This window comes from Bacteroidota bacterium, from assembly GCA_030017895.1.
GTDB lineage: Bacteria > Bacteroidota > Ignavibacteria > UBA10030 > BY39 > JASEGV01.
On record JASEGV010000079.1, the window covers coordinates 1 to 12,551 of the forward strand.

At 39.1% G+C, this 12,551-nt stretch carries 11 protein-coding genes; 10 read left to right on the forward strand and 1 reads right to left on the reverse strand.

Going from position 1 to position 12,551, the window contains the following annotated elements:
* The coding region (locus QME58_12165) for an AAA family ATPase (protein ID MDI6804578.1) at window positions 1-1,253 on the forward strand (1,253 nt) is incomplete at its 5' end.
* 143 nt (window positions 1,254-1,396) lie between these two features.
* On the opposite strand, the gene QME58_12170 is transcribed toward QME58_12165, so the two are convergent.
* Entirely contained in the window at window positions 1,397-1,597 is a 201-nt protein-coding gene (locus QME58_12170) for a hypothetical protein (GenBank protein ID MDI6804579.1), read from the reverse strand.
* Window positions 1,598-1,649: 52 nt separating this feature from the next.
* On the opposite strand from QME58_12170, the gene QME58_12175 reads away from it, so the two are divergent.
* The 9 genes from QME58_12175 to QME58_12215 all read left to right on the forward strand — a co-directional run bounded on the left by QME58_12175 (window position 1,650) and on the right by QME58_12215 (window position 12,512).
* Entirely contained in the window at window positions 1,650-1,829 is a 180-nt protein-coding gene (locus tag QME58_12175) for a hypothetical protein (GenBank protein ID MDI6804580.1), read from the forward strand.
* Window positions 1,822-2,502: a DUF4159 domain-containing protein gene (locus QME58_12180; protein MDI6804581.1), complete on the forward strand. Its 681-nt coding sequence runs from the start codon at window positions 1,822-1,824 to the stop codon at window positions 2,500-2,502. The genes QME58_12175 and QME58_12180 overlap by 8 nt, the downstream gene beginning before the upstream one ends.
* Before the next feature lie 27 nt (window positions 2,503-2,529).
* Window positions 2,530-2,754 carry a type II toxin-antitoxin system HicB family antitoxin gene (locus QME58_12185; protein MDI6804582.1) on the forward strand — a complete coding sequence of 75 codons (225 nt, stop codon included), beginning with the start codon at window positions 2,530-2,532 and terminating at the stop codon, window positions 2,752-2,754.
* Entirely contained in the window at window positions 2,751-2,978 is a 228-nt protein-coding gene (locus tag QME58_12190) for a type II toxin-antitoxin system HicA family toxin (GenBank protein MDI6804583.1), read from the forward strand. The genes QME58_12185 and QME58_12190 overlap by 4 nt, the downstream gene beginning before the upstream one ends.
* A gap of 16 nt (window positions 2,979-2,994) precedes the next feature.
* Window positions 2,995-6,396 (forward strand): hypothetical protein, encoded by a 3,402-nt coding sequence (locus QME58_12195; GenBank protein ID MDI6804584.1) that lies wholly within the window; start codon window positions 2,995-2,997, stop codon window positions 6,394-6,396.
* A 98-nt stretch (window positions 6,397-6,494) separates the two neighbouring features.
* A complete protein-coding gene (locus tag QME58_12200) occupies window positions 6,495-8,648 on the forward strand; it encodes a TonB-dependent receptor (GenBank protein ID MDI6804585.1) in 2,154 nt (717 codons plus the stop codon).
* A gap of 342 nt (window positions 8,649-8,990) precedes the next feature.
* Window positions 8,991-10,334: a pitrilysin family protein gene (locus QME58_12205; GenBank protein ID MDI6804586.1), complete on the forward strand. Its 1,344-nt coding sequence runs from the start codon at window positions 8,991-8,993 to the stop codon at window positions 10,332-10,334.
* Complete coding sequence (locus QME58_12210; GenBank protein MDI6804587.1) at window positions 10,331-11,833, forward strand: pitrilysin family protein; 1,503 nt, start codon at window positions 10,331-10,333, stop codon at window positions 11,831-11,833. Before QME58_12205 ends, QME58_12210 begins: the two co-directional genes overlap by 4 nt.
* 133 nt (window positions 11,834-11,966) lie before the next feature.
* The gene (locus QME58_12215) at window positions 11,967-12,512 is read left to right on the forward strand and encodes a hypothetical protein (GenBank protein MDI6804588.1); all 546 of its coding nucleotides are present in this window, start codon (window positions 11,967-11,969) and stop codon (window positions 12,510-12,512) included.
* Window positions 12,513-12,551: the final 39 nt, after the last annotated feature.

The window sequence follows — 12,551 nt, forward strand, 5'->3', positions numbered from 1 at the left end:
ATATGTTACGCTGTTTCTATCTATCATTTTTACCCACTCACTTCCACGATGAGCCGAACTTTAAAATCGAGAAGCTCAGCACTACGACCGTTTTCTTCGGAGACAACAACGTTGGGAAATCCAATATCCTTCACGCTCTCTACACTGTTTTCAAGCGAAAGCGAAAAATAAACAGAGATACTGTGCCGTTCAAACTCACAGAGCCGCAAAACTTTTATGAAGGTGTGGTGGAGAACTTCAACAACAACTTCTTCGGAAATATCCCAACAGAAATAACCTTTGAGGTTGAGTTCACACTCGACGTTGCAGAAGTGTGTCTAGAAAAACCACTACTTCAAAAATTAACTAAGAAAACAGAAACTAAACATAAATTGGTTTTTGCTGGAAATATTATTCCAGTCGATTCGACTGTGAATTTGGCTGAGATAATGTTAAGGAGCGTGGAGCTTGACTCGCAATCAGTTTACACATACGACCGCAAAGCGAACGTATATAGTTATTTCCCAACTCTTGACAAGCTACGCAGGGACCAGTCCAACCTGGCTAAATCTTTTTCCCATCTCGTCGAGCCATTTAACGACTGTGTCGCGCTCATTGAGAGTGCGAGGGATATGCATCCCACCGATTTCTCTCTTGAGCCAGTTCAGGAGATAGACCAAACGAACTTCAAGCGATTTCTTCATTCTCTGTACCTTAGCGAGGACAGCCATCGATTGTATGAGCAGATCAACAGCGTGTTTAACAGAGAACCTTTTAGCTTCGGCGCTATCTCATTTGCGAGCGTAAACGGCAAGCTCGAAGTAATGGTGAAGGAGAACGACCTCCGGTTGCCGATCAAGCATGTTGGATCAGGTGTTCTTCAAACACTTTACATAATTGCTATGGTGATTCACAGTAAGAGTAAGATTGTTTGTATTGAAGAATTGGAACAAAATCTTGCACCCCCAAGACAATACCCAACGCTAGCGAAACTACAATCAATGCTTGGTGACAATAAAGTAGGATCTTTGCGCCAACTTATTGTTTCTTCTCACTCGAGTGTCTATGCTAAACCCAAACTTGGGACCATTTATCTGCTTGAAAAAGAGAATGCCCAAACAAAAATAAAAGAGGTATTGGAGAAAAAGTTCAAGGAGGGAATGAAGAAGCATTTGATTGACAGTGCCTTGCCACCAGATACCTACTCCCCCGAAGAATATCAAAAAAATTTTGAACAGCTCAAAAAGCTAGAACACGACAGGTTACAGTCTTAAACTCGTAGCCTTCATGTAACAATCTCACAAGATGTTCTCCTGCGTAGAGTTAGGGATGCGGAAGGGCCGCCCAGGCTCGTCAGGCGGGGGAATGCTCAAAATTATCATCATAAATACAAATGCTCACTGATCCAAATCTCAAATTAAAAGTCGACGCTCTCTGGGACCGCTTCTGGTCCGGCGGTATCGCCAAACCTCTCACTGCCATCAAGTCCGTCTCGACTGACGTCGAGACGAGACTGCGCGCTTATATATGGAAAAGTTGTGCGTGCAGCAGATGTCCTACTGTAAAGCGGAATTATTGGGAGGAAATATTTTGCAAATGCTTTTATTTGCTTCTCCACTCCTATTTTCCTAAATTTCAATTAGCGAAACAAACATCAAAAGGAAAAACAAATGACAGGAATACAATTTATCGTAGATAAAACCGGAGTTCTTATTGATTTAAAAAAGCATGAAGCCCTGTGGGAAGATTTTTACGATATCATCTTCGCAAGAACTCGTACCGATGAGCCGCGAGAATCACTGGATGAGGTAAAATCAATATTATGCCAAAAAGGCAAAATACGTGCTTAAATACAGTATCACATTATTAATATTATTAAGCATCGTAATTTCTTTACCAATCGATTTAATCTCTCAAGCCAAAGTTTCCAGCGCCTTCAAAATTGCACGACTTAAATTCAGCGGTGGTGGCGACTGGTACAACGATCCGGGCGGAGATGTAAACTTACTGAAATTCGTTAAGCTGAATACTTTGATTGATACCGAACCGGTTTATGAGTTCGTAGAAATTTCCAGCGATAAGTTTTTCACATATCCTTTCATATTTATGACCGGGCACGGCAACGTAGTATTCTCTGATTACGAAGCAAAACGGCTTCGCACTTATCTCGAAAACGGCGGCTTCATATATGTGGATGATGACTATGGATTAGATAAAGCATTCCGGCGCGAAATAAAAAAAGTTTTTCCTGAAAAAGATTTGATTGAGCTCCCCTACTCGTTCGGCTTGTATAATTGCCACTACAATTTCCCGAACGGTCCACCCAAAACTCACGAGCACGACGGTAAACAGCCACAGGGTTTCGGAATTTTCCATAACAATCGGTTGGTGTTATATTATACTTATGAATCAAACCCAAGCGACGGTTGGAACGATCCCGATGTTCACAACACTCCACCCGATAAACGCGAAGAAGCTCTGCGTTTTGGAACAAACATAATTGTGTGGGCGTTAAGTCATTAGAAAATTTAATTTTAGAAAGGTCGAATAATGCAAAAATATAGTTTTTCAGTAGTTATCGAAAAAGATAGCGATGGATATTACGCGATGTGTCCTGATTTGCAAGGATGTTATACTCAAGGTGATACATACGAAGAAGTGCTTGCAAATATTAGGGATGCAATACGCCTGCATGTTGCAGATCGCATCTCAAATGGTGAACTTTTACCCTTAAAAGAAATGGTAAGTTTAACTACACTTGAGGTTCAAGTGTGAGTGAACGTTTGCCGAGGGTAACTGCATCAGAAGTAATTCGAGTTCTGGAAAAATCAGGTTTCTCGTTTGTTCGACAAAGCGGAAGTCATAAAATTTATAAAAATATAAAAGGTAATCGAGTTACAGTTCCATTTCATTCAGGCAAGATATTACATCCCAAAGTCCTTAAAAGTATTTTATTTGATGCCGAAATGTCTGTTAATCAATTTGTTGTATTAATTTAAATTACAATTTATTGAATTGCTAACCTCACAAAACATATCGCCACGCTACGAAGATATCAAACAACGCCTTCACAAAGTCAGGCGGAAGCAAAACTCTATAGACCTCATTACGGGTATCATAATATCGGCTTCAATTTTTCTTTTTGCATCTTTATTCTCAATTGTATTAGACCGCATCTTTGGTTTCGGAATAACAGGAAGAACAATACTTTTCTTCTTCACGCTATTATCTACATTCGTCGCATCATCGTGGTTCGCCGGAAGACCACTCCTCCGAAAACTCAATATATTAAAAAACGCGAACGATTCGGAAATTGCAATCAGGGTCGGCAGCCAATTCCCAAATATCCACGACCGTCTGCTGAACGCTTTACAAGTTTATGAATCGAAAGCTCAGGAAAAAATCTTATACTCAATCGATCTAATCGACGCTTCGTTTATTGATTTATATGATGCTATTAAAAGCATTGATTTTATTCAAGCAGTTGATAACAAACGATTAAAAAAAATAAGAAATATTTTTTTCTACACTGTGGGTATTTTTCTGTTGGCTATTTTGATTTCACCAAAAGGATTTATATGGTCGGCATTTCGTATCTACCAATTCAACCAACAGTTTTCAGTTATTCCGAAACTTTTTTTCATAGTTGAACCCGGAGATGCTGAAGCACTTCGCGGTGCGACAGTCGATTTCACTATTCACCCCGTCGGAAGTTCTGTCAGTACGATTACTTTTCAAGCACGCGAGGAGGGCGTAACAAAGTTTGAAAAAATAACGCTTAAAATTTCGGACGAAGGAATTTTTAAGTTCTCAATTCCAAACATAAAATCTACAACTCATTATTATGTATCATTTGGGAATTCACGGAGTCCGGAATATAGAATTTTAGTCCTCGACCGTCCAATAATCCGTGTGCTGCAATTGAATTTAACTTACCCGTCTTACTCTCGAATCCCACCCAAAACACTCGAAGAAAATGTCGGCGATGTTACTGCTTTGCCTGGAACGAAAATTAATTTCAATATTTTATCAAGCAAAAACTTATCGTCGGCAGAACTACATTTTAACGATAGCATAATTACTAAATTTTCTATAAACGAAAAAGAAGCTCGAGCCTCTATCACTCTCTTAAAGGATAAATCTTACACAATAAAGCTAAAAGATGAAAAGGGCTTAACGAATATCGCTCCGATCAATTATCAGTTGAAAATTATTCCCGACGAATATCCATCTGTTGCGATAGCTGTGCCGGGGAAAAATGTTGATGTTACCGAAAGCATGCTGCTAAATCTGCTAATCAAAATCAAAGACGACTATGGTTTTTCAAAATTGCAACTTGCTTATCGTCTCGTTCAATCGCGATACGAGAGACCTTCAGAAGAATTTACTCACATCGAAATTCCTCTAACATCAAAAGAACAAATCGCACAGGAGATTTGGCACAACTGGAATTTGGCAGGACTTCAGCTCGTTCCCGAAGATGTTCTCGCATATTATGTTGAAGTTTTCGATAACGATAATGTGAGTGGCCCGAAGGCATCGCGTAGCGAAACTTACTTGGTTCGACTTCCATCTCTCGATGAAATTTTTGCTGATGTTTCAGAGAGCCAGAAGCAGACCATCGAAACGATACAGAATGTAGCGAAAGAAGCTGAAAAGCTGAAGAAAGAGTTTGAAGAACTTCAACGCGACCTGAAAAAGAATCAGCAAAAAGCTGACTGGCAGCAACAGAAAAAAGCCGAGGAACTGACTAAAAAATATGAGGAGATGAAAAAGAAAATCTCAGAAGCTGCACAGAAGATGGAAGAGATGATAGAGAAGATGGATGAGAATAAACTCGTCTCGCAGCAAACTATGGAGAAGTATTTGGAACTTCAAAAGTTGATGGAAGAACTGAAGAATCCCGAACTTCAAGAAGCGATGAAAAAGCTGCAAGAAAAAATGCAACAAATGACACCCGAACAGATGAAACAGGAAATGCAGCAGATGAATTTTTCGGAGGAGCAGTTCAAGAAAAATTTAGAACGGACACTTGAACTTTTGAAACGCATCCACATCGAACAAAAAATTGACGAGTTGATAAAACGCACCGAAGAGTTGATTAACCAGCAACAGCAGTTGAAGGAACAGACATCTAAAACAAATCCCGACGATAAAGAGAAGTTAGAAAATTTAGCCAAGCAACAGAAAGATATACAAGAGAAAATCGACAAGCTTCAGCAGGAGGCGAAAAATTTAAAGGAGAAGATGGAAGAGTTTCCGGAAGATATGCCTCTCGATAAAATGTCGCAAGCCGAACAAAGTTTAGGCGAGAAGCAACTTCAGAAAAAATCGAGCAAAGCTTCTCAGCAAATGATGTCGGGACAAATGAAGCAGGCAAGTCAGACACAGCAAGAGATGGCAGAAGATATGCAGGACTTTTTGACGGAGATGAAAGATGTTCAGCAATCGCTTCAAGAAAAAATGCAGAAAGAAGTTTTAAATAAAATGCGGAAGGCAGTTCAAAACCTTTTAGAAATTTCGAAAGAACAGGAAGAACTGAAACAGGAAACTAAAAATCTCGACCCGAACTCGCAGCGATTCCGCGAGAACGCACAACAACAAATGGATATGTTAGGCGATTTGAACAACGTAGCAAACTCGATGGGCGAAATTTCAAAGAAGTCGTTTTCTATAAGTCCCGAGATGGGCAAAGAAATCGGGAATGCGATGCGGCAAATGGGGCAGGCAATGCAAAGTATGGAACAGAGGAATCCCTTCGGAACTTCGCAGCAGCAGGGCGAAGCAATGGCTTCGATGAACCGTGCCGCGATGATGATGCAGGGCGCCATAAACGCAATGAAGCAAGGCGGCGGGCAAGGAATGGGCATGGCTGGTTTGATGCAGCGGCTCGGTCAAATGTCAGGGATGCAAGCCGGAATCAATGCACAAACGGGACAAGCTATGGGGCAGGGTTTATCGCAACAGCAAATGGCTGAGTACAGACGATTAGGAGGTCAGCAGGGTGCCGTCCAAAAATCCTTAGAACAACTTGCTAATGAAGCGAAAAATATGGGCGAGTTGAGTAAACTTTTAGGCGACTTAGAAAGAGTTGCAAAAGATATGTCGGAAGTTCAAACAGATTTGGAACAAGGAAACGTAAATCCGGAGACGCAAAAGAAACAAGAGCGGATATTATCGCGGTTATTAGATTCACAAAAATCGATGCGCGAGCGTGACTACGAAAAACGCCGCCGTGCTGAAGTTGGTAAAGATTATAAACGTATAAGTCCGAGAGATATTGATTTAACTACTCAAGAAGGAAAGAATAAACTCAGAGAAGAACTGTTAAAAATCCTGGAAGAAAAGTATTCCAAAGATTACGAGGATTTGATTAGGAAATATTTTGAAGCGTTGGAGAAAGAGAAGTTAGAATAAAATATCGAGATATCCAGTCATCAATCTAACTCATAAGTTAAGTAAGTCCACAGGGGGAAAATTAAAACAGAAATTAAATTATAAATGAATGAGTAAAAATGAGAAATATTTTTGTAATTCCCGCCCTAATTCTATTTACAATTTCGGTACTTTATCCTCAATCCGACAGTGTCCGGTATGAATTAAAGCCGGTTGTAGTTACTGCCACACGAATATCAGAAGCGTGGCTTGAAGTTCCGCTCGCCTTGAGTATCGTGGATACAAAAGATTTACAGCAAGTAAGAGGTTACGGACTTGATGAAGCGCTTTCAAGCATTCCCGGCATAATGGTACAATCGCGTTATGGAAATCAGGATGTGCGGCTGACAATTCGCGGTTTCGGTGCCCGCGGTGCCGGCGAAAGGTCAAATGCCGGAACATCACGCGGAATTCGAGTTCTGATGGATGGAATTCCTGAAACCGAACCAGATGGCAGAACATCTTTTGATTTAATCGAAATTTCATCTGCAGAAAGAATTGAAGTAATACGTTCCAATACATCAGCTTTATGGGGGAATGCGTCCGGCGGTGTGGTCAATTTTATTTCTAATACATCATTCGAAAACCCATTCATCAATTTACAATCAACCCTCGGAAGTTTTGGCTACAGGAAAGAGCTTCTTAATTTAGGGACGAATATCGGCAGCGGAAAATTTTTCTTAACATTCAGCAATACTAATTTTGACGGTTGGAGAGAACACTCGGCAAGTACTCGTGCTTTGTTGCACACTGGACTCCTCTCCTCTATCGGTCAAAATTCTACTCTGGGGATTTATCTGACCGCTGCGAGCAACTTTTTTAGAATACCTGGACCTCTAACACAAACACAGTTTGATACGAATCCGCAGCAAGCACAAAACGATACATCGAACTACAAACCAACTTATGTTCAGCGGGATGAGAGAAGACATAATCGGTTAGGGCGAGTGGCAATTAAATTATCACACTACATCAACGATCACAGCGGTATTACTGCATCTGTATTTGTAACACCCAAAGTTTTACAACGTTCAGAAAGAAATACTTTCAGAGATTTCAATCGTTATCATATCGGCGGAAATATTGTTTATAGAAATTCGTTTATAATAAATCCGGATTTAAAAAATACATTGCTTCTTGGATTGGACGAAGCATATCAGGATGGCTCGATATTATTTTATAATCTTGTGAACGGTCAACGTGGTACAACTTTGAGTACTAACAAACGCGAAGGGGCAAATAATTTTGGAATTTTTGCACAAGACGAATTTTTTGTTGGAAATCATATAAGTTTAATTCTTGGCGCGCGTTACGACGATATCACTTATTATAGTGATAACAATATCAAACCACATCTTAACGCCTCCAGATCATTTAAACAACTTACGCCTAAAGCGGCAGTAACTTATCTTTTTAATCCGGCTCATAGCATATATGCAAATTTTGGGGGCGGAGTTGAAGTGCCCGCGGGAAACGAAGTCGATCCTCCAAGCACAACAGGAGAGGATACTGTTACATCTCTTAATCCATTATTAGAACCAATTAGATCTGCCACTTTCGAAATCGGGACAAAACAAATTCTGACATTCGGAGAATCCCCGATTTTGAAATCTCTCATCTACGATTTGTCTGTTTATTTAATTGAAATCAAAAATGATCTCATTCCATATAGAGATGGACGATTTTACTTTACTGCAGGAAAAACGAAGAGGATTGGTGCTGAATTGGGTTTTACCCTGATCTCTGATTATGGTTTTACTTTAAAAACTGCTTTTACTTATTCTCAGAATAAATATGTTGAGTATGTGATTGATTCGGTTCATTATACAAAGCCAGGAAAATTTAGAGATCTGAAAGACAATAAAATGGCAGGTGTGCCGGATATTTTTTATAGAACAAATTTAAAATATGCACCAACATTTTTCCGCAATATTTTTTGTGAATTGACTATTCAAGCTGTAGGAGATTATTACGCCGACGACTCAAACACACTTACTGTTCCTGCTTACAATGTAATAAATCTCACAGTCGGATTTGAAGATTTGAAATTAATTTCCGACAAACTTGTGATCCGAGGGTTTGTTGGTATAAATAATTTAACAGATAAAAAATATGCAGCATCGGCATTCATCAATCCCGATGTAGATCGAATATCTAAACAATATCCGATATTTCTTGAACCCGGTTTACCGACGAATTGTGTTGGGTCAATCTCGGTATATTGGAATTTTTAAAGACCTTTTAGGGATGGAAATAAAAAACCCGCTCAAGAAGAGGAGAGCGGGTAAGTAAGGAGTACTTTACGAAACAATTAATTAATTCATGTTAACACCTTATAAAGCTCCAATATTTGTGCCGTTAATATTACGGGGACAAAAACCTCTAAAATAAGAAAAAATGGCAGATTTTATTTATGACACCTATGTGCTTGCTGTAATTATTACCCAACTGTGTTGAAAAAATTTCAAATAAGGAAATAATTTCCGAAACTTAATAGTATTTAAACAAAATATTTTTATCTTTAATCCCAAAATATTAACTCACAAAAAAAATAACAAATCAATATGGAGGAAATAATGTTCCGTTTCACCTTAGCGATTTTACTCTTCTTCATCCCTCTTCTGTTAGTTGCTCGTGGCGAAGAGGAGAGTAAAATTTTCCCTTATCAAATGAATCAAGTTACTTTAGATAATGGTTTAAAAATATTTTCAGTTCCATTTCCAAGTCCGGGAATTGTTGCTTACTACACTGTTGTTCGTGCCGGTTCACGTAACGAAATTGAGCCGGGACTTTCGGGCTTTGCTCACTTCTTCGAACACATGATGTTTCGAGGCACCGAGAAGTACGACAAGGATAAATACAACGACGTCCTGAAAATTATGGGCGCCGATAACAACGCATTCACCACCGACGATTACACCGCTTATCACACTTTGGCAAGCTCTGCCGAACTTGAAACAATTATGGATATTGAATCCGACAGGTTTATGAATCTAAAATATTCAGAAGAAGATTTTAAAACCGAGGCAGGTGCAATTTTAGGTGAGTACAATAAAAACTTCTCCAGTCCCTTTATGACGATATATGAGAAACTTCGTGAGTCCTCCTACGAAAAGCATGCATACAAACACACAACAATGGGCTTCCTCACAGACATTCTCGATATGCCAAATCAGTACAATTACAGTTTAAAATTTTTCGACAGATGGTATCGCCCTGAAAATTGTGCTGTAATCGTAGTAGGCGATTTCGATCAGAATAAATTAGTTGAACTTGCACACAAATATTATGGTAATTGGAAACGGGGCAGCTTCAGTCTGAATGTTCCGATTGATGCAATGCAGAAAAAAGAAAAAGTAGTGAACTTAACATGGAAAGCCAAAACACTTCCTATATTAGCAATGGGGTATCGCGGTCCGGCATTTAGCATAGACGAACTTGAGATGCCGACAATGGATATAATATCTCAAATTGTGTTTTCACAAACTTCCCCCCTATACAATAATTTGGTGATCGAACAACAATTAGTTGAATTTGTTGAAGGCAGTCAGGGTGACTCTCGAGATCCGGGATTGTTCATGATTTTTACACGAATTAAAGATCCCAATAAAATCAATTTAGTTCGGGATGAAATTTATTCCGCTCTCGAAGAAATCAAAAATAAACCTGTAACTGACGAGAAATTATCTACAATCAAATCGTATCTAAAATATAGTTTTGCGATGGGGTTGAATAATGTCGATGCAATAGCCGGCAAACTCAGCCACTACTACCAAATAACTGGGGATCCGGAAAGTATGAATAAAGTTTATGCATTATACGAAAAAATTACGCCTGAGGATATTTTGGTTGTTGCGGAGAAATATTTCACTAAAGAAAACAGAACTGTTGTTACATTAGTCGAGGAGGGTTCAAAATGAAAACTCTCAAAATTTTACTAACAGCATTTTTATTTGCAGGAATAGTTATGACAAATATAAACTGTGCAAAGGGACCAGAGATAACAGAATTATATCAATCCGATTCGCCGCTTATTACATTCAGAGTTGAGTTGAAAGTTGGCTCAATCAACGACCCAAAAGGCAGAGAGGGATTGAATGCTTTAACCTCGCTTACAATCGGGCAAGGCGGTACAAAAGATTTAACTTATCAGGAGGTGCTTGATAAATTGTATCCGTGGGCAGCTTCAATCAATCCGCAAGTTGATAAAGAAGTTAGTGTTTTTATTGGCGAAGTTCACAAAGATAATCTCGATGGTTTCTATCAAATATTCTCCGACCTCCTTCTCAATCCCCGATTTGATGAATCCGACTTCAAGAGAAGTAAAGACCTTTTACTCAACCACTTAAAGAACTCGTTGCGTGGTACTGACGACGAAAACCTTGGCAAACAAGCATTAAATTTTTTCATCTTCGAAAATCACCCCTACAGCGCTACAGAGGTGGGCACAGTCCAAGGATTAGAGTTAATCTCGTTAGATGATGTGAAAGAATACTACAAACGTGTTTACACAAAAGACAATCTCAAGTTTGGGATTGCCGGCGGTTATCCGAAATCGTTATTGGATAAAATTAAGGAAGACTTTGGAAAACTCTCTTCAGGAAAATTGGCAGATATTATTTTAACCGAACCCGCACCAATTCAGAAAATGGAAATACTGTTCGTTGAAAAGCCAGCACGCGGCACGGCAATCTCTATGGGCTTCCCGATTAATTTGACAAGAAAAGATAAAGACTATTACGCACTGATGTTAGCTAACTCGTACTTTGGCGAGCATCGCACATTTAACGGTGTGTTGATGAATCGTTTGCGTGGCGATCGCGGACTGAATTACGGCGATTACTCATATATCGAGCACTGGGTGCAGGATGGCGGGTCGCGTTTTCAATTACCTAATACTCCGCGACGGCAGCAGTATTTCAGTATTTGGATTCGTCCGGTGCAACCCGAAAATACTCATTTTGCAATCCGGAACGCAATGTACGAGCTTAAAAATTTAGTTGAACGAGGACTTACCGAAGAACAGTTCGAGGCAACTCGCAAATTCGTGATCAATTATTCGAAACTCTGGGTTCAGACTTCAAGTCGCCGACTCGGTTATCAGATGGATTCGGAATTTTATGGCAGCAAGTTTTTCATAAATGAAATTGAGAAAGAGTTGAAAGCTCTCAAATTAGCCGATGTGAACAACGCAATAAAGAAATATTTAAATGCCGAAAATATTAAAGTAGCAGTAGTAACCAACGATGCTGCTTCGCTAAAAGAAGCAATATACAACAATGCACTATCGCCAATAAAATACTCTTCCCCCGTTGCTCAGAAGATTTTAGATGAAGATAAAATTATCGAAGTATTTCCGTTGGCAATAAATGTAGAGAAATCGAAAACAGTACCGGTTAGCGAGCTGTTTGAGAAGTAGTTAAGTAGAAAAAACGTAAATGAAAAAGCCGGTTTCAGATGTGGAAATCGGCTTTTTTGTTTGGTTTTGCAATTTTCTATAATATTGCTATCTTATCTACAGGTTAACGTTAACCATTTTTATCTTTACAACTATGAACAACGTGTGTAAGATATTAAAACCTTATCTATACAAAATTCTCAATAGCTCAATTACAGAAGTTGAGTTAACAGAGTTCGTTTATATTTGCCGTTCGATAGTCCAACCGTATCTATTTCATATCCGCTCATCAGTTTCAAATCTTTGCACGCAACAAGGATTAACTATAACCGACCTTGCATACGATTGTATAGCTGATATGTTTTTACGCGATGACCAGAATAAATTTGTTTTAATAGAAAACTTTGTAAATTCGTTAGATGAAAATATTGACCGAATCTCCGATACAAATTTGTTCCTCGCTTTCAAAAGCTTCATAACCTGCATTACCGATGCCCAGCTTGCCCGACTTTTTTCTCAAGCCGATCCATCCGGGGCAAAGATTTATCGTAACCTCAGGGACGTTATTAACAACACAACTTTCTTTAATCTCCGCAGAGATTTGAGAGGATTAGTTGTTGAATCAAACGGATCTGATCCGTGCAACCATCTTATTGAATTTCCTATGGAAGAACTTGAAAGAGAACTAGTGTTAAGTTAAGTATGAAATGACGTAAATATTTATTATCTTTGCCATAAA